Origin of the sequence: Bacillus sp. FJAT-45350, from assembly GCF_002335805.1 — a bacterium.
In the GTDB taxonomy this organism is placed as follows: Bacteria; Bacillota; Bacilli; order Bacillales; family NISU01; genus FJAT-45350.
Genome location: NZ_NISU01000001.1, coordinates 54761 through 76414, shown reverse-complemented (window position 1 = coordinate 76414; position 21654 = coordinate 54761). Strand labels below are relative to the sequence as shown.

General features: G+C 35.9%; 28 protein-coding genes and 1 riboswitch. Of the genes, 7 read left to right on the top strand and 21 right to left on the bottom strand.

Annotated elements, in window-relative coordinates; genetic code table 11:
• From CD003_RS00425 to CD003_RS00415, 3 genes are all read right to left on the bottom strand, one after another.
• Positions 1-648 (bottom strand): PilZ domain-containing protein, encoded by a 648-nt coding sequence (locus tag CD003_RS00425; protein ID WP_096198926.1) that lies wholly within the window; start codon positions 646-648, stop codon positions 1-3.
• Between the two features lie 276 nt (positions 649-924).
• Positions 925-2952, bottom strand: coding sequence for an ATP-dependent Clp protease ATP-binding subunit (locus tag CD003_RS00420; RefSeq protein ID WP_096198925.1), 2028 nt, complete (start codon positions 2950-2952; stop codon positions 925-927).
• A 433-nt stretch (positions 2953-3385) separates the two neighbouring features.
• Positions 3386-3685, bottom strand: coding sequence for a hypothetical protein (locus tag CD003_RS00415; protein ID WP_096198924.1), 300 nt, complete (start codon positions 3683-3685; stop codon positions 3386-3388).
• 144 nt (positions 3686-3829) lie between these two features.
• Between CD003_RS00415 and CD003_RS00410 the strand changes: the two genes are divergently transcribed.
• On the top strand, positions 3830-4381 hold the full coding sequence (locus tag CD003_RS00410) for a hypothetical protein (protein WP_096198923.1): 552 nt from the start codon (positions 3830-3832) through the stop codon (positions 4379-4381).
• 71 nt (positions 4382-4452) lie between these two features.
• Here the strand turns inward: CD003_RS00410 and CD003_RS00405 are convergent, their stop codons facing one another.
• Complete coding sequence (locus CD003_RS00405; protein ID WP_096198922.1) at positions 4453-4869, bottom strand: deoxycytidylate deaminase; 417 nt, start codon at positions 4867-4869, stop codon at positions 4453-4455.
• A 100-nt stretch (positions 4870-4969) separates the two neighbouring features.
• Positions 4970-6166 (bottom strand): GTP-binding protein, encoded by a 1197-nt coding sequence (locus CD003_RS00400; protein ID WP_096198921.1) that lies wholly within the window; start codon positions 6164-6166, stop codon positions 4970-4972.
• 250 nt (positions 6167-6416) lie between these two features.
• On the opposite strand from CD003_RS00400, the gene CD003_RS00395 reads away from it, so the two are divergent.
• Positions 6417-7586: an NAD(P)-binding domain-containing protein gene (locus CD003_RS00395; protein ID WP_096198920.1), complete on the top strand. Its 1170-nt coding sequence runs from the start codon at positions 6417-6419 to the stop codon at positions 7584-7586.
• A 65-nt stretch (positions 7587-7651) separates the two neighbouring features.
• Here the strand turns inward: CD003_RS00395 and CD003_RS00390 are convergent, their stop codons facing one another.
• On the bottom strand, positions 7652-7945 hold the full coding sequence (locus CD003_RS00390) for an IDEAL domain-containing protein (RefSeq protein ID WP_179295369.1): 294 nt from the start codon (positions 7943-7945) through the stop codon (positions 7652-7654).
• Between the two features lie 269 nt (positions 7946-8214).
• On the opposite strand from CD003_RS00390, the gene CD003_RS00385 reads away from it, so the two are divergent.
• The 4 genes from CD003_RS00385 (at position 8215) to CD003_RS00370 (ending at position 10219) form a co-directional block, all read left to right on the top strand.
• On the top strand, positions 8215-8475 hold the full coding sequence (locus CD003_RS00385) for a hypothetical protein (RefSeq protein ID WP_096198918.1): 261 nt from the start codon (positions 8215-8217) through the stop codon (positions 8473-8475).
• A gap of 276 nt (positions 8476-8751) precedes the next feature.
• On the top strand, positions 8752-9063 hold the full coding sequence (locus CD003_RS00380; protein WP_096198917.1) for a hypothetical protein: 312 nt from the start codon (positions 8752-8754) through the stop codon (positions 9061-9063).
• Positions 9064-9237: 174 nt separating this feature from the next.
• Positions 9238-9606, top strand: coding sequence for a hypothetical protein (locus CD003_RS00375; protein ID WP_096198916.1), 369 nt, complete (start codon positions 9238-9240; stop codon positions 9604-9606).
• 175 nt (positions 9607-9781) lie between these two features.
• A complete protein-coding gene (locus CD003_RS00370) occupies positions 9782-10219 on the top strand; it encodes a universal stress protein (protein WP_096198915.1) in 438 nt (145 codons plus the stop codon).
• Positions 10220-10258: 39 nt separating this feature from the next.
• Here the strand turns inward: CD003_RS00370 and crcB are convergent, their stop codons facing one another.
• Together crcB and CD003_RS00360 are read right to left on the bottom strand one after the other, a co-directional pair.
• Entirely contained in the window at positions 10259-10645 is a 387-nt protein-coding gene (gene crcB / locus CD003_RS00365) for a fluoride efflux transporter CrcB (RefSeq protein WP_096198914.1), read from the bottom strand.
• On the bottom strand, positions 10645-11034 hold the full coding sequence (locus CD003_RS00360) for a fluoride efflux transporter FluC (RefSeq protein ID WP_257008124.1): 390 nt from the start codon (positions 11032-11034) through the stop codon (positions 10645-10647). Before CD003_RS00360 ends, crcB begins: the two co-directional genes overlap by 1 nt.
• A gap of 346 nt (positions 11035-11380) precedes the next feature.
• Here CD003_RS00360 and CD003_RS00355 point away from each other — a divergent pair, with 346 nt between their 5' ends.
• The gene (locus tag CD003_RS00355; RefSeq protein ID WP_096198912.1) at positions 11381-12310 is read left to right on the top strand and encodes a cation diffusion facilitator family transporter; all 930 of its coding nucleotides are present in this window, start codon (positions 11381-11383) and stop codon (positions 12308-12310) included.
• Between the two features lie 18 nt (positions 12311-12328).
• On the opposite strand, the gene mgtE (CD003_RS00350) is transcribed toward CD003_RS00355, so the two are convergent.
• From mgtE (CD003_RS00350) to CD003_RS00295, 13 genes are all read right to left on the bottom strand, one after another.
• The gene (gene mgtE, locus CD003_RS00350; RefSeq protein WP_096198911.1) at positions 12329-13690 is read right to left on the bottom strand and encodes a magnesium transporter; all 1362 of its coding nucleotides are present in this window, start codon (positions 13688-13690) and stop codon (positions 12329-12331) included.
• 32 nt (positions 13691-13722) lie between these two features.
• Positions 13723-14430, bottom strand: a complete 708-nt coding sequence (locus tag CD003_RS00345; RefSeq protein WP_257008123.1) for an MgtC/SapB family protein — start codon at positions 14428-14430, stop codon at positions 13723-13725.
• 107 nt (positions 14431-14537) lie between these two features.
• Positions 14538-15899, bottom strand: a complete 1362-nt coding sequence (gene mgtE, locus CD003_RS00340; RefSeq protein WP_096198909.1) for a magnesium transporter — start codon at positions 15897-15899, stop codon at positions 14538-14540.
• 108 nt (positions 15900-16007) lie between these two features.
• Positions 16008-16193, bottom strand: a complete 186-nt coding sequence (locus CD003_RS21585; RefSeq protein ID WP_096198908.1) for a hypothetical protein — start codon at positions 16191-16193, stop codon at positions 16008-16010.
• A riboswitch (M-box (ykoK) riboswitch) is annotated at positions 16155-16321 on the bottom strand. Its footprint overlaps the gene before it by 39 nt.
• Before the next feature lie 130 nt (positions 16322-16451).
• Positions 16452-16814: a P-II family nitrogen regulator gene (locus CD003_RS22115; protein ID WP_179295368.1), complete on the bottom strand. Its 363-nt coding sequence runs from the start codon at positions 16812-16814 to the stop codon at positions 16452-16454.
• The gene (locus CD003_RS22110; RefSeq protein WP_179295367.1) at positions 16804-17166 is read right to left on the bottom strand and encodes a P-II family nitrogen regulator; all 363 of its coding nucleotides are present in this window, start codon (positions 17164-17166) and stop codon (positions 16804-16806) included. Before CD003_RS22110 ends, CD003_RS22115 begins: the two co-directional genes overlap by 11 nt.
• Positions 17138-17887, bottom strand: coding sequence for a DUF1538 domain-containing protein (locus tag CD003_RS00325; protein ID WP_096198907.1), 750 nt, complete (start codon positions 17885-17887; stop codon positions 17138-17140). Before CD003_RS00325 ends, CD003_RS22110 begins: the two co-directional genes overlap by 29 nt.
• On the bottom strand, positions 17884-18576 hold the full coding sequence (locus CD003_RS00320; RefSeq protein WP_096198906.1) for a DUF1538 domain-containing protein: 693 nt from the start codon (positions 18574-18576) through the stop codon (positions 17884-17886). The genes CD003_RS00325 and CD003_RS00320 overlap by 4 nt, the downstream gene beginning before the upstream one ends.
• A 67-nt stretch (positions 18577-18643) precedes the next feature.
• A complete protein-coding gene (locus tag CD003_RS00315) occupies positions 18644-18898 on the bottom strand; it encodes a DUF3006 family protein (RefSeq protein WP_096198905.1) in 255 nt (84 codons plus the stop codon).
• 19 nt (positions 18899-18917) lie between these two features.
• Positions 18918-20051 carry an MBL fold metallo-hydrolase gene (locus tag CD003_RS00310; protein WP_257008122.1) on the bottom strand — a complete coding sequence of 378 codons (1134 nt, stop codon included), beginning with the start codon at positions 20049-20051 and terminating at the stop codon, positions 18918-18920.
• 77 nt (positions 20052-20128) lie between these two features.
• Positions 20129-20590 carry a chemotaxis protein CheX gene (locus tag CD003_RS00305; RefSeq protein ID WP_096198904.1) on the bottom strand — a complete coding sequence of 154 codons (462 nt, stop codon included), beginning with the start codon at positions 20588-20590 and terminating at the stop codon, positions 20129-20131.
• Positions 20591-20674: 84 nt separating this feature from the next.
• Entirely contained in the window at positions 20675-21034 is a 360-nt protein-coding gene (locus CD003_RS00300) for a response regulator (RefSeq protein ID WP_096198903.1), read from the bottom strand.
• Between the two features lie 159 nt (positions 21035-21193).
• Complete coding sequence (locus CD003_RS00295; RefSeq protein WP_096198902.1) at positions 21194-21637, bottom strand: chemotaxis protein CheW; 444 nt, start codon at positions 21635-21637, stop codon at positions 21194-21196.
• Positions 21638-21654 lie beyond the last annotated feature (17 nt).

The following is a 21654-nucleotide window of genomic DNA, read 5'->3' as shown; positions in this document are numbered from 1 at the left end:
TTATTTCTTTTGAATTCTATCGTTTGCTTGTTCAACATAATTATTTAATGAATCCCGCTGCTTGTCACTAATATTAAGAAACTGAATGGAATAGTGATAAAGGTCTTTTTCAGTTTGAGTATGCACGACACGACTCAAGATTAACTCTCTTGTTTTGAGAAATGGACTATCAACTACGACTTCGAGTAACTGTCCCTTACTGAAATACGATTTTAATGCTATTTGAACTCCACCTTCACTAATGTCTATTACTTTTGTCTTTTGCCACTGTTGACCAATTGGTGGAAAGACCCTGATGTCCATAGCTACGGAGTTTTTAAGGTAAGCCCCTAATTTTACTCGTTTACTTTTCCTTCTATTTTCTTCAATTATCTCTTTTGTTGGACTCAGAAATAAATACTTCTCATCATTAAAAGTATGGATTGATTGAGTCTTTGCTTCATAGAAGTACACTTCATTTTCGTTTAATAGATCAATCTGTAGTTCAACTTGCTTCTCTATTTCTAATTTTGGTAAATCCTTAGGAGAAATAATTTTAATCGCAAACTGTTTTGATTGAATTTTAGTCACTTCTCCAACAATAACCTTATTATCATATGTTAATATACAAATTTCCCCATTTAATTCTGAACGAATACTTGAACTCATCTACTCACCCAACTTTGTCAAATAAAATATTTAATCCTAAAACCATTATAACATTACTTCGAATACTAATTTGAGCAAATTAAGAAAATTATTCCTTTTCAATTTGAATAGAGTGTATGATGTAGCGGAATTTTATCAACTGCACACAAGTTTAACCAACTCCTTATGACTAATTATAAATGATGAGTTATTAGTTATGAATAAAAAATAGAAAAAGGGGTTGTTCGAAAAGGGAAAGTTAACCCTTTTGAAACAACCCCAAAGCTAGCTATAATTCTAGATTTTTTTATTCGGTGTAACTTGTATTTCACCATCAATAACTTCTACCGTTATATTTTGAACACTTTCATTATCTAAAATGACGTCAACTAGCTTATCCTCGAGATGATCTTGGATGGCTCTTCGAAGTGGGCGTGCTCCAAATTTTTCATCATACCCATACTCAACTAGCTTTTCCTTTACTTCATCTTTCATGTCAATTGATACTCCTTGCTTCTGAGCCTGTACAAGTAATTCCTGCAACATATTCTCTAAAATACTGAGTAAATGTTCTCTTTCAAGTTTATTGAATTTTACAACTGAATCAATACGGTTAAGAAACTCTGGTTTAAAATAAGTATCTAGCGTTGTGGCGTTACTTGTCATAACGATTATCGAATCTTTGAAGCTGACCGCTCTTCCTTTGCTATCTGTTAGTCTTCCATCTTCAAGCACTTGCAAAAACATATTTTGAACATCTGGATGAGCTTTTTCCATTTCATCTAATAGAATGATGCTATAAGGCTTTCTTCTAACTTGCTCAGTTAATTGACCAGCTTCTTCATGCCCGTCATATCCAGGAGGTGAACCAATGAGCTTTGATACTGTATGCTTTTCCATATATTCACTCATATCTAAACGTATTAGAGCATGACGGTCACCAAATAATTCCTCTGCCAGCACTTTCGTTAATTCTGTTTTCCCTACACCTGTTTGACCAACAAAAAGGAAGGATGCAATCGGTCGCTCTTGTTGCCGAAAGCCTGCTCTGTTACGACGAATTGCTTTAGAAACAGCTTGGACTGCCTCGTCTTGACCAATGACTTTTGCAGATAAAAGGTCAGATAAATTCTTTAATTTTTCCTGCTCTGCTTGTTGTAGCTTGGTAACTGAAATACCTGTTTTCTTTTCAATGATTTTCTCGATATCTTCCACTGTTATCTCATTAATTATATTCTTCGCTGAAGAAACTTTCTCTTCTAACTGTAACTCTTCTTGACGTAATCTAGCTGCTGTTTCATAGTCTTCTTTTTCTGCTGCTACTTGTTTTTCCCTTAAAATTTCTTCAAGTCTTTTTTCAATCGTCGTTTTATCATTCACTGACGATTTTAGGTTTCTCTTTGCTCCAGCCATATCTAGTAAATCGATCGCTTTGTCTGGTAGATGACGGTCTTGAATATAACGATGTGATAGTTCTGCACACGCTTCTAATACTTCATCAGAGTACTTTACAGTGTGATAGGCTTCATATTTAGGCGCAATACCTTTTAAAATTGCTATTGTGTCTTTTACGGAAGGTTCTCTTACCTGAATTGGTTGAAAGCGGCGTTCAAGTGCCGCGTCTTTCTCAATCTCTCTATATTCATTTAACGTTGTTGCTCCAACTACTTGAACCTCTCCTCTTGCCAGTGCCGGTTTCAAAACATTTCCTGCATCCATCGATCCTTCTGTCTTTCCTGCACCGACAAGTTGATGAATTTCATCAATGAATAAGATAATATCCTTATTTGCTTCGAGCTCATCTAACAGTTGTTTCATACGCTCTTCAAATTGCCCTCTGTAAGATGTACCAGATAAAAGAGATGCCACGTCTAATGAAATCACCCTTTTATTACGTAGCTTCTCTGGAACCGTTCCTTCGACAATCTTTAGAGCTAATCCTTCTGCGATAGCTGTTTTCCCTACACCTGGCTCGCCAATTAATACTGGATTGTTTTTATTTCTTCTATTTAATATCTCAGCTATTTGCTCTACTTCATCATCACGACCAATGACAGGGTCAATTAATCCTGTTCTTGCGATTTCTGTTACATCTCTTCCATAGGTCTCAAGTACGCCCTTTTGTTTGTCATCTGTACCTGATACTTCACAGATTCCCGTTGAAAAACTTCCTTGGTTAGAGCCAAATACATTCGAGCTTTGATTGCTATTTACAAAGTGATTACTATAGCAATCTGAACATACTCTAAAATCACTTCTCTTACCGTTTACTTCATAATATAACATGACATTCGCTTCGTTCATTTGGCATTGTTGACATTTCATTATAATCACTCCTTTTTTGACTTTGACTAACTTTGACCTTTACTTACTATTACTATACAATCTCTCTAACAAAAAGACAAGAGTTTATTTTGACTTTTATTGACCAATATGAATTCACTCTTTATATGTATTACTTATTACTTATTTATTCATGTTTTAACACATTTCGACAAATCCTTTGGTATAATCAAAACGTTATTTTATTATGAACGATTATTATTCTTAAGGAGAATAGAACATGCCTCTATTTCATTCAATTTCCTCACATAAAATAAAAAATATATTGAAATATAACGAGTTGTCTACATAAAGCAGTAAGTGAAGTTGTATTCAATGAACAAGGTAACGAGGTATCACTTGTCATTTCAAATTAATTCACTCCTAATAAAAGGTGCTGAACAAAAGATATATATTCTTGTTTAAGCACCTTCTTTTAAGCCTCTTTCTCTTTTATCATTTCACGGATTCCCTCTAGCTCCTTTAAAGATAATACCCCTAGAGATTTTTTAATTTCGTCTTCTAATTGCTTCTTATTCCTTTCACGATACTTATCCCACCATTCTCTTAACCCTTCTGTATGATCGAGTAAGTACTCAATATCAATCTCATCAACCTCATCGTCAGATAAATAATTCAAAACAGAGGCTAGAAATCCATTTAGCATCTCTATTTGTTCTTCAATATTTTCTTTAGCTGGATTTTCTTTTTCCGAATCAGCTGTTTTACGTGGCAATGTTACCCCTCCTTATTCGTTTTACTATGTACATTAGTATAACCATAAAACCTCTGCCACTATCAGCTAACGAGTGAAGTAGGTATACTAGAAAGGTGACGTGAGGTTAAGCAAAGATTACTATCTAAAGTTGGAGATGATTCAATGAAGAATGAGTATCGTATATATTTTAAAAACTTGGAATCCAAGGATAAAGAACTCCAGTATGAGGCCTATAAAAATTTATTAACCGTAACAGAAAAGAAAGTAGATTGGGCTTACGAGATATGGGACCAATTAAAAGAGGATTTAACATCTAAGGATAATCATAAGAGATCTAGAGCTGCACAATTTTTAGCCAATTTAGCAATCAGCGATCAGGATAACAGGATATTAAAAGATTTTCCTACATTATGGGAAGTGACGAAGGATCCTAAATTTGTCACTGCAAGGCACAGTTTACAAGCGATATGGAAAGTTGGCTTAGCTGGTGATCTACAAAAAGATTTGGTCGTTAGCCATTTAGTCAACCGCTTTACGAACTGTAAGGGAGAGAAAAATTACACCTTGATTCGGTTTGATATCATACAAGGCTTGCGAAACTTATATGATTGCGTACATGATGCAACATTAAAACAAAAGGCATTAGATTTAATTGCGACGGAAAACGAGGATAAATACAGAAAGAAATACGCGACAGTTTGGAGTAATACATAATCTCCTAAACATAATAGAATTAAAAAAAGAAGGCATCTGATCGTTCACAGATTCCTTCTTCTTTTTTCAAGCTATTCTTTTGTTTGATAATGAATCCACTCTAAATCCTTATTGAATAATTTATTATATTGATTCGGATAAGACTTAGCATAGATTACTTTTTTTATTCCCGCTTGTGCTAATAGCTTCGTACATGTTTCACAAGGCTCATGCGTTACATATGCCGTAGTACCATACAAATCTTCCTTCGCATGTAAAAGTGCATTTTGTTCAGCATGAATCGTTCTAATACAACGTCCTTGCTCATTCAAGCAACAATCATCCTCTGTACAATGCTCATGCCCATGAATGGAGCCATTATAGCCAGTAGATACTATACGATTATCCTTTGTTATAACACAGCCAACTTTCGCCCGTTTGCATGTCGACCTATCTGCTAAAACTGATGCAACCGTTAAAAATGTTTCATCCCAACTTGGTCTAGCCATACTGATCTTCCTTCCCCAAAAATCATAATCAATATCTTAACCTAATTGTAATGAAAAGTAGAAGAAATTTCACTTTTTTTTTGGTTTTTGTCGATATTTATCACCTTTGTACCTCTTGAAATGGAGGTAATGTGTCATTAAATTGACTCCAATCGCAAACAAGTTCTTCCTCTGTTAATAAACACTGGTTCAGCGAATGAGTAATCTCTTCTTGATTAATATGAATACCTATCATAACTAATTCTGTTGCTCTGTCACCATAAATAGGGTCCCACCCTGCTTTCATCTCTGGATCTTCTGCCAGTAGCTCCTCTTGTTCTTCTTTCGATAGAGCAGCCACCCAATATCCAGCAGGGTCAAGTACTAGAGATGGACCAGCCTGACTTAATAACCCTATGATATCGTTTCTACTGGCTAGCCAAATAAGCCCCTTTGCTCGAACGATATCCTTAGGCCATTGCTCAATCCACTTCATTAAACGTTCTGGATGAAATGGTTTACGGGCTCTATAGACAAATGATGAAATACCATATTCCTCTGTCTCAGGGACATGCTCATGTTGAAGCTCCTTTAACCAGCCAGCCGACTGACTAACTTCCTCTAAATCAAACAAATTAGTATTCAAAATATCTTCTGGATTAACTTGCCCATGAGAGGTACGAATAATTTTTGCTCTTGGTTGAAGAGTTCTAATTACTGCCTCAAGCTTTTCTAATTCCTCTTCTGATACAAGGTCACTTTTATTAAGTATTAGAACATCACAAAATTCAATTTGATCAATTAATAAATCAACGACTTCACGATAATCTTCTTCATTTACTGCTTGTTTACGGTCGAGCAAACTTTCTCCTGAAGAAAAATCATGCCAAAAACGATATGCATCAACAACCGTTACCAATGTATCTAATCGACAAAGCTCTGTTAAATCAATCCCACTTTCTTCATCCTGATAACTAAATGTTTGAGCAACTGGTAACGGCTCACCAATTCCCGTTGATTCAATTAAAATATAGTCAAATTTACGAGAGTTCGCTAATCTTTCAACCTCAACAAGGAGGTCCTCACGAAGTGTACAGCAAATACAGCCATTGGACATTTCTACAAGCTTTTCATCTATTCGTGATAGACCTCCACCCTCTTTAATTAGTTCCGAATCAATATTTACTTCACTTAAATCATTTACAATAACAGCTACTTTAAGCCCTTGGCGGTTGTTTAACACATGATTTAAAATCGTTGTCTTACCAGAGCCCAAGTATCCACTTAAAACAGTAACTGGAATTTTATTGTCTATCATATTTTCTCTTCCTTTCATAATAAAACGTAATGCGTTCTTTTTAAAAGCAGTGCACGGACCCAATCGCCCACTCAGAATCAGCTATCAATTAGTTACTTCCATCTCTTCCTATCCAAATCCCAAAATCGTAATTATTACGTTTTAAATTTTATCATAGATTTAGTATTTGTGTTAACTTGTTGCATAATCCCTTTTCTTTCTATATATTAAACGTAATGATTACGAATATCACATTAGGAGGAAAACAATTATGTATGAATGGCTTATCGTCGGTGGCGGAATTCAAGGATGTACTATGGCGAGTTATCTACTTAAAGAAAAGAAGATTCCCGTAACTAATCTTGCTATCGTAGATGCTCACTCCACTCCCTTAGCTACGTGGAAAAGGTGTACAAATGCAATTGAAATGCCTTATTTACGTTCACCTTCAATTCACCACCTTGATCCAGATCCATTCGCGCTTGAAAAATTTGCGAAAACAACAGAAGGAAGAAAGCTAGCTTCATTTGTACTACCTTATGACAGACCTGGCTTACAGTTTTTTAATACACATTGTGATCATCTCTTTGATGAAATAAACCTAGAAGATTGTTGGGTACAAGGAAAGGTTAATGGACTAAAGCGCCAAAATAATCATTGGACCCTTAGTCTTGAAGATGGAGCAATTTTGGAAGGTAAGAACGTAGTGTTAGCTATTGGATTAAGTGAACAGCCTAACTGGCCAGACTGGGCAAAGGAATTAAAACAACAAAATATAGAGGCTTATCATGTTTTCGAACGAAATCAAGTCTCCTCATTACCTTCAGAAGAAACAGTAGTTATCGGAGGAGGAATTAGCGCTGCACATACTGCACTAAAACTCTCGAAACAAAGTCCAGGAAAAGTAACGCTTATTACTCGTCACCCCCTTCGTGCTCACCAATTCGATTCAGACCCTGGATGGCTTGGACCAAAAAATATGAACCATTTTCGAAAAATTAAAAGCTATGAAGAAAGAAGAAAGGTCATTAAAGAAGCTCGATATAGAGGCTCAATGCCAAGTGAGCTAAAGACCAAATTAGTAAAAGCAAAGAATGAAGGTCGCTTACAACTATGTGTTGACCATGTATTAAATATATCAACAGACACTCACTTCTTTGAGCTAGAGCTTGAACAAACTGAGCAGATTGTAACAGGAAACAAATTGTACGTAGCAACTGGATTTATCCAATCAGCTCCTGGACTGGCTTGGCTACAAGATACTATTCAGAAACATGAACTACGATGTGCATCATGTGGCTACCCTATCGTTACACCTTCGTTACAATGGAAAGAAGAACTATTCACTCTTGGAGCATTGGCTGAATTAGAAATTGGCCCAGTCGCTAGAAATATCTCTGGAGCTCGACGGGGTGCGGAACGAATTATTCATGCCCTCTAAGAAAAATGCTAGGTAATTCCCGCCTAGCATTTTCTGTGATGTATTATTATAAAAAGTACAAAACACTAGTCAAATTTTAATCTTAAGTAAAATCCTTTTTCATACAATTCTTTTCCATTGTTATATTTTGCTAGAAACTCTTGATATTGAGCTGCTAAAATAGTGAAACGGTGCTTATCGCCCTTGTCTAATGTCTCATTAATATTCATTTCTAAGCTTTTCTTTTGGAATTTGTATTCTAAATACTCAATCAAAGCTTGGGCATAGAGGGACGAGATAATCTCCTCTGAAGGTTGTTGTGCTTGTTTCATAACCTCTAATTGCCATATCACTTTTCGATCAATCTTGAAGTCATTCATAACATCCCCTCCTTCTCTAATTGTACTGAGTACCGCTACCAATAAGTACATTCCTGTCAGATTTCCTGCCACAAAATTTTGTTATTAGTTTTTGTATTTATCGTTCTCTACCCCAGTAAAGCCTATTTCAAACGTTGATACAGTGCTATTCCCTTAGCAGATATAGCTTGTTTAATTCCATCCACTGAGCGGTTTGAATCATTGACTGGCAAAGCAGAGGATACAAAATCTTCAATGATATTAAGGCTAATTCAGAAGAAATTATTACGATGAATGAGAAATTTGAAAAAATCATACATTTTATTCTTTCAACAACTGAAACAATTCATGAAGTTAATGACCAAATAACTTCTCTTACATCCGCTAGCCAAGAAATATCTAGCTCAATGGAAATAGCAACGAAAGAAACGGAAGAAACAACCGAAGACTTTATCTCCATAAGTGATTCTATCTCTGAACAAAAATGCCAAGTTGAAAACATTCGAAAAACTCTAGAACAAATGAAAAACTCATTTTCTACTAGCTCATAACTTAAAAAGAGCTCTCATTGAATTGAACTGAACTTCGTCAACGGATCTCTTTTTTGTAAACCTGTAGCAAATTCACATCAAAAGGAATATTGTAAAATACACAAAAAAAGAATGCTTGTATTTATTATCCATAACTTTTAAATTTTATATTTTTAATGAGTCAATACACTTAGTTACTTTCACCAACTTAGGAGTAATGACTTAGTTATTTCTATGCACTTTTCTACTATAATGAAAGCATATCCTTTTTAGCAATTTGTAAAGGAGGTACTTAGTATGAAAACACCTAGTAACTTACTTGACGCTATTAAAGAGTTCGAAAAGCTTATGCAAACTCAACCAGATACTAAAGATTCCCTCCCAGTTTTTTTAAAATTCATTCGCAATTTCCTACGAGCGAAGCATCCTACACTTTCTCTACCAACGATAGAAGTTATGTCGATAATAAAGAAGACGAAGCCAAATGTATTCTATTATTTACGTAGACAAGGAGAGCGAGATCATACACTTGCTATGCTCACTCATATAACAATCGATGTTGAACAAGCAGAAGAACGCATCTCAACTCTTAAGAAAAAGTTGAAGTAAGAAATTATCATAATCTGTATATTTATTGTTAAGAGGCTGATCTAGAACGTCTAGATTAGCTTCTTTACGTCTCACTGGAAATAATTCACATGTCCTACTAGAGTTGTATTTAAGTGAACTATTGAGTATAATAAACACGAACATAAGTTCTCTATATATAGAGGAGGGCAATCCGTGATTACGAAAGAAGAACAAAATATAGTCCATCAGTATATTTTATTGCTTATTGCAAAAAAAGCACTAGAAGTTGATTTATCTCAATTAGAAAAATCACCCCTGAAATTTAAAGAGCCTTATATGGAACTGCTTGTATCACTACTCGATAAGATTGGCAAGGAGCTTGGAATTATTAAGCGATACATGAACCAGCATCAATTAAAGGTTAATAAGAAGAACAATGATGGAATGTTTAGTAAATATGAATACTTTTGTAGAGGATATCATTCTACACATCACTACCTAAATACTCATCTTAAAAATCAAGTAAGCGAATATATTACTAGTTGTATATTTGAAGATAAAAAAACGCATAAAACATCTTAGTATAGTAATAATGTACAGAGCCATGTCCAGCTTCGATTGAGATATCCATTATTTATTAATTTTAAATTTCACCTTTAAATAAAGAGACAAATAAACCAACTCTTTCATACTTGTCATCTTAAGTTTATGGTACACTTAATTTGGAAAAAGAAGTATTGAAAAGAAGGTGAAGGAAATGAATAATCGTACAATTGTTGTTCCAGTGGACGGCTCAAGCTACGCCCTCCATGCGGTACACTATGCTGTAACGATGGCAAAAGCTTTTGGCGATCATATTATTCTTCTTAATGTTCAGCCGAAGTATGACACATATAAGGCAAGCAAACTATTTAACAATGCTAATATCCAACAAGTTCAAGAAGAAGAAGGTACTACTGCATTAAAGGAAGCTGCTTCTATTTTAGATGCTGAACAAATGTCCTATGAAAAGAAAATTAGAGTAGGAATTCCTTCAATTGAAATAAGCTCTGAAGCAAAATCCGTCGATGCACGTTGTATCATCATGGGCTCTAAAGGAATGGGACCAATTGTAAGTAAAGTATTAGGAAGTGTAAGTTATGGTGTTTCTCACCTAGCTTCTTGCCCTTTGACAATCGTTCCATCAAACGAATAATAAGATTAGAGGATTAATGAATAACTCATCAATCCTCTTTTATCCTATATGTATACCACTAAGTAACCCAACACAAAAGAACAGAATACTACCAAATATAGATAGAGAAACATAAGCTACGAGCTTCTTATATAGCCGCTTCCTTATTAATTCACTAGCTTCCATACTAAAAGTAGAAAATGTAGTATAGGCTCCGAAGAATCCTATTGCCACTAATAGAAAAAACGGCTCTTCATAAGCTCCTAGTGGTACTCCTTCATATAAGAGACCGAGAAATAGTCCTAACCCAAGAGAACCCGTTAGATTAACTAGTAACATCGCAACTGGAATAGAAGGTTGCGGGAATCTTTTCATAATAAATAGCCCACATAAATATCTTGTGATAGCCCCTAAACCTCCACCAAGCGCTAGAAGTAGGATATTCATTATACCTCTCCCCCTTCTCGTTTTACTACTGTTTTGCTACCAATTCTATCACCAAGTGCAAATCCAGCTAATCCAGCTAAAATACCACCAAACATAGAAACAATCACATACATAACTGATTCAAACAGTGAAAGATACCCAAAGAGAAACACGGTATCTGCAGCAAGAGTGGACATCGTCGTAAAACCTCCACAAAACCCTACCCCTAAACCAGCCTTTAACCACTCCTGAGGTACTTTATGTATAAACCAACCTGTTAATAAACCTAATAGCAAACTACCACCGATGTTTTCTACTATTGTTCCATATGGATATCCAGCATCAATGGTATATAAATTTAAAAAATACCGAAAAATCGTCCCAGTAGCTCCACCAAACCCTATCGCCACAATCGTCTTCCAACTAATAAAACCACCCCGTTACTTAATTATGAGTTATGAGTTATGAGTTATGAAATTAATTCATAATCCATAACTCATAATTCATAATTTCCTTCCCTCCCATCTTACCAAACAATCCCTTTTTCCTCCATTTTATATAAGTTTCCCTGTCCCAACATCTTTGCCTTGTTCATCATTAGTTGCGTGAAGATTAAATTTGTTACACATAGCAAAAAGGTTGCTGTAGACCCACATGAATTTCATTTGTTAGGATAAAAATAACAATTGGAGATTACATACAAAAATCGCTCCTTCACCCTATTCAGGGATAATAGAGATGGTGGTGTCAGTATAAATGGAAAATAGATTTAAACAAGCTGAACTTGCAACCTGGATTGGAATTATCGTGAATGGATTACTAGCGATAATGAAAGGAATCGTTGGATGGCTCTCTGGAAGTCGTGCATTAATAGCTGATGCAGCCCATTCAGCATCTGATGTAGCTGGTTCTATTGCGATCTTAGCAGGCTTACGAACAGCACAAAAGCCTCCTGATAAAGATCATCCATATGGTCATGGAAAAGCAGAAAATATTGCAACAATTATTGTAGCGATTCTATTAATTGTTGTTGGTGTGGAAATTGCTATTTCGTCAACAAAAATATTTTTTGGAGCGGCTCCAGTTGCACCTGCAGGAATTGCACTAATTGCTATCGTCATTTCAATTCTAGCAAAAGAGGCTATGTTTCAATATAAATATCGTTTAGCAAAAAAAATTAATAGCTCTGCTTTAATGGCTGAAGCTTGGCACCACCGGTCAGACGTTCTCTCATCCATAGCCGCTTTTGTAGGTGTTGCAGGTGCTATAATTGGAAAGAGCTTAGGTTACCCTATCCTTATCTATTTAGATCCACTAGCAGGCTTAATCGTCTCTATCTTTGTAATAAAAATCGGCTACGAGCTTGCAAAGGAGTCATGCCTGATTATGCTCGAGCAAGTACTTGATAAAGAACAATCGAAACCATTCATCCAAACTGTTCAACATGTAGCTGGTGTAAAAAGAGTCGATGAACTGTTAGCTAGAAATCATGGGCACTATATTGTCATCGATCTTAAAGTAAGTGTTGAATCAAAGTTAAGCGTAGAAGAAGGACACTTGATTTCTAAAAATATAAAACACAAATTACTGGAAGACCATCAAAACGTAAAAAAAGTATTTATCCATATCAACCCTTACCGTGCAGAACATGCAGAATTAACGAAAGGAAGCCAACTCTTAGTATAAGAGCTGGCTTCCTTCTTTTTATAATAACAGAGCTTTTGCAATAGAAAAATATATAAGGAGTCCTGTAATATCATTAATTGTTGTAATAAATGGTCCTGATGCAACCGCAGGGTCTATTTTCAAACGGTGAATTATCCATGGAATGACTGTTCCTATAATAGTGGAAAACACAATTGTACAGAAAATAGATATCCCAACAACGACACCTAATATGATATTACCAAAATCAAAGGCAAGTGCCACTAACATCACGAGAATACCACATATACTCCCCATAATTAATCCTGTTAATAACTCTCGTTTCAATAACTGGTACAGCATCGACCGATCTAGCTTTCCTGTTGCGATCCCCCTAATTACTACAACTAATGACTGAGTTCCAGTATTTCCTCCCATGTCTGCTATAAGTGGAATAAAAATAGCAAGTAGAGCTATTTCTGCGAGAGTCTGTTCAAAGCTACCAATAAGAGCTGCTGTTCCAAACCCTAAAAATAATAATACTAGTAACCAAGGAAGACGGCGTTTGGCAGCTAACGGAGCACTAATTTCTAGATCGATTGTCCCTCTTGCCGCTGCAAAATCTTCAATATCCTCTGTAACCTCTTCTTCAACAATATCCATAACATCATCAACAGTAACAATACCAACTAACGTGCCATCCATTGCCATAACAGGTACAGCAATTAAATCATAGTCCTTAATAACCTTAGCTACTTCCTCTTGATCTATCTCAGGATAAACTGAAATTAATTGCTCTTTCATTAGCTCAGAGACTTTCATCTGTGGTGTAGAGGTTATTAAGTCGCGTAATGATACAACACCAAGTAATTTATTTCTTTCGTCTACTACATAAATATAGTAAATAGTCTCTGCTTCTTCTCCTTCTACATGAAGACGGGACATCACTTCAGAAACTGTTTCAGAGACATTTGCTTTCACGTACTCGGTTGTCATCATTGCCCCTGCTGAATCCTCTTCGTAGGAGAGAAGGCTTTTAATTGTGTCAGCTTCTTGCTTATCCATACGCGCTAAAAAATACTCAGAGATATGGTCAGGTATTTCACCGAGAAAGTCTGTTACATCGTCAGCAGAAAGCTCCTGTAACAATTGGATAATATAATTATCTTCAAGCTCAGTAATCACTTGCTTTTGCTCATCTGTCTCTAAACCAACAAATACTACTGCTACTTCTTCAAGTTCTAAATATTGATAGACAAGCTTCCTTTTCTTAGCGCTAAACTCTTTAAAGATCTCCACCTGATCCGTTGGATGTAGAGCAAGAAAATCGTTCCGAAACTCCGCTTTCTTTTCTTGCTTTAAATATAGGTGTAAATAAAAAGAGTATTCTTCACGATTGCGAAAATTTAAATCCATTACCATTTTCAACCCTCCTGTCCAGAGGTCAATTCATTTTATAGGTGTTCTACATCAACAGTAATCACATGGTCAATTTTTTTTATTAAGTAATAAATCTCAGTCGTATACTGCTTTTCTGGAGCTGAAATTGTTAAATCAATTTGCTGATTACCGTTATCTAAGTCTTTTATTTTAATATTCCTGATATTTATCTCATAATTCTTTTTTGCTTTTAAGCTATCTCCTTTACGCTCGATCGATTGTAGCAATTCTGTCATTTTCATGTTAGGCTCCATCACAACCTTCACTGCTACATCTCGCTTACTTAACGTACTTGGACCTAATTGTTTAACAAAAAAAGGTAAAAGATTCACAGCAATAATTAATAACCCTACTGCATAAAAAGCTTCAATGAAGAACCCCGCCCCTATTGCAATTCCAAGTCCTGAAGCTGCCCATATCATTGCAGCTGTCGTTAAGCCTGAAATCACATCATTATTTCTCCTTAAGATTACTCCCGCACCGAGGAAACCTACCCCTGAAACTATTTGAGCGGCAAGTCGCATAGGGTCCATATTGTTAAAGGTCGGAGTAGAAAATCGAGCAAAGGACTCAATTGAAACAATGGTCACTAAACAGCTAGCTACACAAATAACCATACTTGTTTTTAGGCCTAGTGGTTTATGCTTTAATTGGCGATCGATCCCTATTAGTAATCCAACTACTAAAGCAACACTTAACTTAATTAATAACTCCCAACTCATTAACAACACCTCGACTTTCATAAGACAAGAATAATTGGTCTGTTCTATAAGAAAAAGGCACCTTCGTCAATAGAAAGTGCCCATTCTTAACGAACGTAATTGAAATTTTAGAAGTAGTGTAACAAAGATGTAGCAATTGAGAAGTAAATGACCAAACCTAAAATATCATTTACAGTTGTAATAAATGGACCTGATGCAATTGCTGGGTCTAGCTTTAACTTATTGATAATTAATGGTACCGTTGCACCAATAATTGTTGAAATACTTAATGTGAAGAAAAGTGAAATACCAACTACAAATGCTAAAATATAGCTTCCATAAATGAAAGGAATTAAAATCATCAATACAACCGCACAGATAATACCAAGGTAAATACCAGTACCAAGTTCCCTCTTAACCGTTCCCCACAAGCCTATTTTCTCTAAAGAACCTGTTGCTAAGCCACGAACTGCCACTGCTAGCGCCTGTGTACCAGTGTTACCTGCTGAGTCCATTATTAACGGAATAAATACTGCTAATAAAACGATTTCTTCTAATGTCTCTTCAAATGTTCCAATAACTCCTGCTGTGATTAAACCAAAGAACATTAATAAGATAATCCATGGAGATCTTTTCTTAGCGGACGTAAATGCACTTGCATTCACATCAGTCGCCCCTCTAACAGCTGAAATCTCTCCTAAATCCTCTGTTGCTTCTTCTTCTAATACATCCATTACATCATCCACTGTTACGATACCAATTAATTCATTCGTGCTTGTAACAACTGGCGCTGCTAGGAAGTCATATTTCTTGATTAGCTTTGCAACATCCTCTTGGTCCATGTTTGCTTCAATTGACACAACACGTGAACTCATAATGTTTTCAACAAGCTCAGTTGACTGGGCAATAATTAAATCACGTAATGATACTACCCCAACTAACTTATCTTTTGTATCTACCACATATAGGTAGTAAATTGTTTCGGCTTCAGGACCTTCTTGACGTAACATTGTGATAACATCAGCGGCTGTATTTGTTGCTCGAATAGCAATATACTCTTTTGTCATAATCGCCCCAGCTGTTTCAGGTGGATACGATAATAACTCCTTTACATCGTCAGCATCTTCTTTATCCATGGAGCTGAGGATTTCTTTTGCTTCTGTGTCCTTAATTTCACCTAAGAAGTCAGCGACATCATCAGCGTACATGTTATTAAACATTTCTGCTGCGTAATCTTCTTCTAATTCAAGTGCAATCTCTTTTTGAGTGTCTATCTCCAACTCTTGGAAGATTTCTGCAAACTCTGCTGCCGTAACGAATTTGTACACTAGTTGTCTTGACTCTTTGTCAAGTGACTGAAAAATCTCCATTCTGTCCGTCGCGTGTAAATCCATGAAATCTTCATGGAATTTCTTTTCATTATTGTCTTTTAAAAGCTCAAGAATATAGTTCATATATTCTTCGCGATCATGCTCAGTAAGTCTCACCATAACTAGTTCCTCCTTAGATAGGAACCTCACTAAAATGCGTATTGCCTGTGTAATGGGTCCCGTTCTTTCTTGTAGCTTTCCATTTACGTTGTAGATTAAAACCATTTTTTATTTGCCTACTGGGTTCGGGATAACTATCCATTCCACACCACCTCCGCATCTTAATTTAATTTGAACAAAAAAATCACCCTCAACAAATGAAGGTGATTGTTCACAAATAGAAAGCATGACAAATAAAACATACATTAATCCTGCTTGTTCCTTCATTCGTAGAGCTTTAGCACTGTGCGGCATAGGTTATACAACCAGCTACATTAAAAACCACCTTAATTCGATAGTTCCTGTTGACCCATTGGCGTCTTTGGACGTTTTTGGGCAGCAGCGTATCTCCATCACAGGAGCCTCACCTAACGAGGACGATATTTACTTTTTCCATAGATGACGATACAGTAATTATAAAAACATGTCAATCATTTTTCATCTGTTAATTACTGTATTCATTAATAACAAATCAGTTACCCTTTTCAACAATCCCGGTTGCCCCTGTTCCTTTTACTTCTCTTGCTCAGAAAATTTTTCATTCATCATACGGTTCAGTACATGATTAATTCCAATTGTACGCTCAACCTCTAAAACAAAAGCGATCCCTTTTCCGGGCTTATTTAATTCTGCATTAACCATAATCGATTCTAATACTTCATCGGTCTTATCTCTATCAATAAGCGTTAAGACAAGCTCTTTTTCAGGTTCAATCGCAATATTAAATAGCTTTGCTTGCTCATGAATTCCTGTTCCTCTTCCGTACAATATCGTACCACCTTCCGCACCTGCTTGTTTAGAAGCTTCTACGACTTTTTCTGAATAGCCTTTATTCACAATTGATACAATCAAGTCATACAAAACTTTATTCTCCATTGTTTCCTCCTTGACTTTGTAGATTAAGTAAGTGAACAATTCCTGCAATTCGCTTCACATCAAGTACAAAACCTACTCCACTTCCTGGTTTATCTAACTTAGCAGCCTTTTCAACCGCAGAAAGGACTGTATCTACTTTTTCGTTAGGGATTAATGTTAAAACCATTTCTTTTTCAGGTTCAACACTTATCCCAAGAAATTTCTTTGTTTCATGTATTCCTGTTCCTTTACCATAAATGACTGTTCCGCCCTCGGCACCAGCTTCCTTCGAGGCTTTGACAACTTTTTTAGCATTACCTTTCTTTACAATCGTGACCAGCAATTTATGACTCAGGTTCAAATGTTCGATCATTTTCTTTCTCCTTTCGACCATAAAGTAACCCTAATGTTAATACAGACAAGATAGGGGAAAGAGCGACTAATGCGATCATTCCAAATCCATCAAGTAAAGGGTCACGTCCCTCCATTACAGTTGCAATTCCTACTGACATCGAAACAATAAATGTTACCGTCATTGGTCCTGTAGCTACTCCACCTGAATCGAACGCAATCGACGTAAACGTGCGAGTAGAAAACTTAATTAAGATTAGTGCAATGAGGTATCCAGGGATGATAAAGTACCATAAAGGAATACCAACTATCACTCGTAACATTGACAACGCAATTGACAAACCAACGCCAATCGAAAGAGTGTATAGCATAACCTTTTCCGGTATATAACCACCTGATACTTTCTCAACTTCATGATTTAAAATACGTACCGCCGGTTCAGCAAATGTTGCGACAAATCCTAAGACAAATCCAATTGGAATGAGAATCCATAAGAAATCCATTTGTCCAAGAATTGTCCCCATCATTTCTCCAGCTGGCAAAAATCCAATATGTACTCCCTGAAGAAAGAAAGCAAGACCCCAAAACGTAAGAAACATTCCTTTTAGTATATCCATAAGCTTTTTCATCGGCAATTTTAAAATAAAAAATTGAAAGAACAGGAAAAATATTAATAGAGGAATAAGGGCAAAGGCTACTTCATATAGAACATGACCAAACCCTTCAAATATTTTTATATTCATCCATAAATCACCCCTAACACTAAGACAGCCAAAATAGGACCAATTGATGCTAATGCTACTAATCCAAATCCATCAGATGATGCAGATTTACCTCTTAGGACTGAGGCTACACCAACACCTAATGCTAAAATAAATGGCACAGTCATCGGTCCAGTTGTTACCCCACCTGCATCAAAAGAAATCGGGATAAAATGAGCTGGAGTAAAGGCCGCAAGTAAAAATACTAGTCCATAACCAACAACCAACATATAAGTAATTGGTATATTTAATAAGATTCTCAACATCGCTAACCCAACAAAAATCGCTACACCTAATGCTACTGTATAGATTAAGAGATTTCTTGAAACAACACCATCAGAAACCAAATCTACTTGCATAGCTAGAACTCGTACATCAGGCTCTGCAACAGTCGCTACAAATCCTAGTAAAAAACCAAAGAAAATAACCAACCATGCCTTCCCCATTTTCGGTAAAGCTGATCCAATCATCTCTCCAATTGGTAATAACCCTATATGTACCCCTAATAAAAACAGGATTAAACCAATTGACACCATGACGACTCCAACGATAAATTGCATGAACATTTCCATCGGCATACCAATTAGCGTAAATTGCAAAATGATAACCACTAACGAAATTGGTATAACGGCGTAGACGACTTCCTTTACGGTGTCCATAATATTTTGCATTCGTTCCCCTCCTTATGGCATGACAGAGTTTGAAAAAGGCTTTACTCTTTCACAAACTCATTCTAGTTTATTTCTTCTTAAATTTACTTTCCCCACTTCTATTTCTTAATAACTCAAGCTTATTAGTGATTCGTTGTTCGTCTTCACTCTTTATTAATTTTACATTATCTAACTGTCCATTTTCTATATTTACTTCTAATACTGAACCTTCCTTTACATTAAAAGAGAGTTGACTCTGATTAAGTATATATTCTTCTTCTTTCTCACCAACGAGGATAACTACTTTTTCCCCATCTACAATTCTGTCTACAATCCCTTTCATAACAAGAACCTCCAATTAGCTATTTTACTTTTACACAAGCTAAACCTTCTTCCACAATATCACCTAATCGTCCACTACCAATACCATTTATCCTTCTAAGTTGCTCAACAGAATCATATGGTCGGTGCTCAATTAATTGCTCAGCCCGTTCGTCACCAATATGAACAATTGTTGCTAACTCTTCTCTTGAACTCACGTTAATATCAATACAAGCTAAATTAGTATCCTCTACTTTGGTTGTCTCAGCTTCTTTTTCTTTTTCTATACGATAATTTGAGCCATCTGTATTAATAATAATCGTTCCATTTATATCAGTACCCTTTATCGGTATATTTAAGCTATCTAATAGACTAATAACTTCTCGGTGAGGGTGACCATAGTCATTGTTTAAACCAGCAGAGTAAATAGCTAACTCTGGTTTAACCGCCTTGAGAAATGGCTCTGTGTTTGACGTACTAGAGCCATGATGTCCTAATTGAAAAATAGTTGATTGCAGCTTATGACCTCGAGTGATAATCTCTTCTTCTGTTTGTTTCTCCACATCTCCAGTTAATAAAAAGGAAATATCACCATAAACAGCTCGTAACGCTAAAGAGCCTTCATGAAAATCCCCTGTTAGCGTTTCAGGATTAATTACTTCAATAACTAATGAGCCTACTTCAAAGACTTCTCCAGCTCTTGGTTCATAGTAACTAACACCTGTAGATGCTATAGCATCAATTACTCGTTCATAGGTACGTGTCGTATGCTCATCTCCTGACATCCAAACCTCATCTGTCGGAAACTCCATTAATACTTTGTCAAGTTGACCTATATGATCAGCATGTGGATGTGTCCCTACTACGATATCGAATTCGGTCACTCCAACTGATTTAAGATATGGAACAACATCATTTCGATCATGTCGACCTACATCTACTAAGATTGTAAAGTCCGGACCTAAAAACAACGTAGCGTCTCCTTGCCCTACGTCGATAAAATGAACTGATAGTTCGTCACCATATATTTGAGTGCCTTCTTTCACTTGCTCATCACTATCTACATAGCTTGTCGGATCGCTTTCTTCTTTTATGGTTGAGCTTTCACCTTCACAGGCTGTTAAACCCAAAATAAACACCAATAGTAATATAATACTATACATTCTAGCTCTCATAACTCTCTCCTTTATATATGAAAAACAACAAGAAAAAAAGACTAAGAAACACTCTCTTCTTAGCCCTTACTATTTCACTACTTAGCATCCTTCACTGAAACATGTATGTGCATTTCTCCAATAGCAGTATTTAATGGAAATGTAATAAACGTTGAAGATGAGTGGAATTTCGAAGCACCTTCATTTACTACAGGAGGTGTTACATCAATAATGCAGTCTTCTTTGGATAATTCAGTTGCAGTAGTACCTGCAATCCAGTTCCCAAGCTCTTGAATGGCACTCCATCCCATATCATCTATTGTTTCTATTGTCATTCCACCCATCATTGCACCGATCATTGACTTAGCCATTTGATGGTCTACGGAACAAATAATCTGCCCTTCCAATTGACCATTTATACCGAGGATAACAGAGATTTCATTAGATGGAATACTCTTTTTTTGAACATAAGGCTTCAACATCTCTGCTTCCACACCTAAATGATTCGTTAGAATTGATTTAGTAGCTCTTGTAATTGCATTGACGTGATTTGCTTGCATGTAAAATCCTCCATTAATTGTTTGAAAAAATGGAGAAAGCAGAGACACTTGTCACTGCAATCTCATTTAACTAGCAATCAATTATTATCCTAGTACTTTTTGAATTGCTTCTAATACACGGTCAGCTTGGAATGGTTTTACGATGAAATCCTTGGCTCCAGACTGAATCGCATCAATTACCATAGATTGTTGTCCCATTGCAGAACACATAATTACTTTTGCATTTGGATCAAGTTGTTTAATTTCTTTTAACGCCTCGATACCATCTTTCTCAGGCATAGTAATATCCATTGTCACTAAGTCAGGTTTTGTTTCTTTAAATTTCTCTACTGCTTCAAGTCCATTTGCAGCTTCTCCTGCAATCTCATAGTTATTCTTTGATAGAATATCCTTAATCATCATTCTCATAAATGCTGCATCATCAACAATTAATACAGAAGCCATTTCGACACCTCTCCAACAATTATTCAACTTATATAATAACATAATAGATTAACAAAGGACTTAGCAAATAATAGTTATACTTACCTTAATCCTTTGTATAAGTCAGTAATTTACTAGAAATACTTTTAACAGTCTCTTAAGAAGACCATTTAGTTGCTACTACTCTCTAATAACTTTTTCTAAGTTTAGTAGAGTAAATAAACGTTTATCTAGCTTTACGACACCTCGTAGATATTCAGCTTCTACGCCACCGACAACCTCTGGTGTAGGCTCAATCTTATCTGCTGGTATATCAATAACATCATTTGCACCGTCAACGATAAAACCAATTTCAATATCTTCTTTTGAAACAACAAGAATTCTTGTCGCATCATCAAACGCTTTTTCTTCAATCCCAAACCGTTTTCTAAGATTAATAATTGGTGTTATTACACCCCTTAAGTTCATAACCCCAGTTATAAAAGGGTATGTTCTCGGGATTCTCGTGACTGGTTGCATACGTTCAATCGATTGAACATACTCTACCTCTATCGCATATTCCTCGTCTTTCAATTGAAAGACGATGACCTTTAAATCATTTTTCGTCGCAGTATCATTTGCCACCGAGATCTACCTCCCAA

Coding starts and splice junctions, on each gene's coding strand:
- CD003_RS00390 (WP_179295369.1), bottom strand. CDS start 7,945: ATGAATGACTTCAAGATTGATCGAAAAGTGATATGGCAATTAGAGGTT.
- CD003_RS21585 (WP_096198908.1), bottom strand. CDS start 16,193: ATGCCGCACAGTGCTAAAGCTCTACGAATGAAGGAACAAGCAGGATTA.
- CD003_RS00380 (WP_096198917.1), top strand. CDS start 8,752: ATGAAAACACCTAGTAACTTACTTGACGCTATTAAAGAGTTCGAAAAG.
- CD003_RS00325 (WP_096198907.1), bottom strand. CDS start 17,887: ATGAATATAAAAATATTTGAAGGGTTTGGTCATGTTCTATATGAAGTA.
- CD003_RS00305 (WP_096198904.1), bottom strand. CDS start 20,590: ATGCAAGCAAATCACGTCAATGCAATTACAAGAGCTACTAAATCAATT.
- CD003_RS00320 (WP_096198906.1), bottom strand. CDS start 18,576: ATGCAAAATATTATGGACACCGTAAAGGAAGTCGTCTACGCCGTTATA.
- CD003_RS00410 (WP_096198923.1), top strand. CDS start 3,830: ATGAAGAATGAGTATCGTATATATTTTAAAAACTTGGAATCCAAGGAT.
- CD003_RS00385 (WP_096198918.1), top strand. CDS start 8,215: ATGAATGAGAAATTTGAAAAAATCATACATTTTATTCTTTCAACAACT.
- CD003_RS22115 (WP_179295368.1), bottom strand. CDS start 16,814: ATGGAGAATAAAGTTTTGTATGACTTGATTGTATCAATTGTGAATAAA.
- CD003_RS00310 (WP_257008122.1), bottom strand. CDS start 20,051: ATGAGAGCTAGAATGTATAGTATTATATTACTATTGGTGTTTATTTTG.
- CD003_RS00425 (WP_096198926.1), bottom strand. CDS start 648: ATGAGTTCAAGTATTCGTTCAGAATTAAATGGGGAAATTTGTATATTA.
- mgtE (WP_096198911.1), bottom strand. CDS start 13,690: ATGGTAATGGATTTAAATTTTCGCAATCGTGAAGAATACTCTTTTTAT.
- CD003_RS00405 (WP_096198922.1), bottom strand. CDS start 4,869: ATGGCTAGACCAAGTTGGGATGAAACATTTTTAACGGTTGCATCAGTT.
- CD003_RS00355 (WP_096198912.1), top strand. CDS start 11,381: ATGGAAAATAGATTTAAACAAGCTGAACTTGCAACCTGGATTGGAATT.
- CD003_RS00345 (WP_257008123.1), bottom strand. CDS start 14,430: ATGAGTTGGGAGTTATTAATTAAGTTAAGTGTTGCTTTAGTAGTTGGA.
- CD003_RS22110 (WP_179295367.1), bottom strand. CDS start 17,166: ATGATCGAACATTTGAACCTGAGTCATAAATTGCTGGTCACGATTGTA.
- CD003_RS00315 (WP_096198905.1), bottom strand. CDS start 18,898: ATGAAAGGGATTGTAGACAGAATTGTAGATGGGGAAAAAGTAGTTATC.
- CD003_RS00370 (WP_096198915.1), top strand. CDS start 9,782: ATGAATAATCGTACAATTGTTGTTCCAGTGGACGGCTCAAGCTACGCC.
- crcB (WP_096198914.1), bottom strand. CDS start 10,645: ATGAATATCCTACTTCTAGCGCTTGGTGGAGGTTTAGGGGCTATCACA.
- CD003_RS00400 (WP_096198921.1), bottom strand. CDS start 6,166: ATGATAGACAATAAAATTCCAGTTACTGTTTTAAGTGGATACTTGGGC.
- CD003_RS00300 (WP_096198903.1), bottom strand. CDS start 21,034: ATGGCTTCTGTATTAATTGTTGATGATGCAGCATTTATGAGAATGATG.
- CD003_RS00420 (WP_096198925.1), bottom strand. CDS start 2,952: ATGAAATGTCAACAATGCCAAATGAACGAAGCGAATGTCATGTTATAT.
- CD003_RS00395 (WP_096198920.1), top strand. CDS start 6,417: ATGTATGAATGGCTTATCGTCGGTGGCGGAATTCAAGGATGTACTATG.
- mgtE (WP_096198909.1), bottom strand. CDS start 15,899: ATGGTGAGACTTACTGAGCATGATCGCGAAGAATATATGAACTATATT.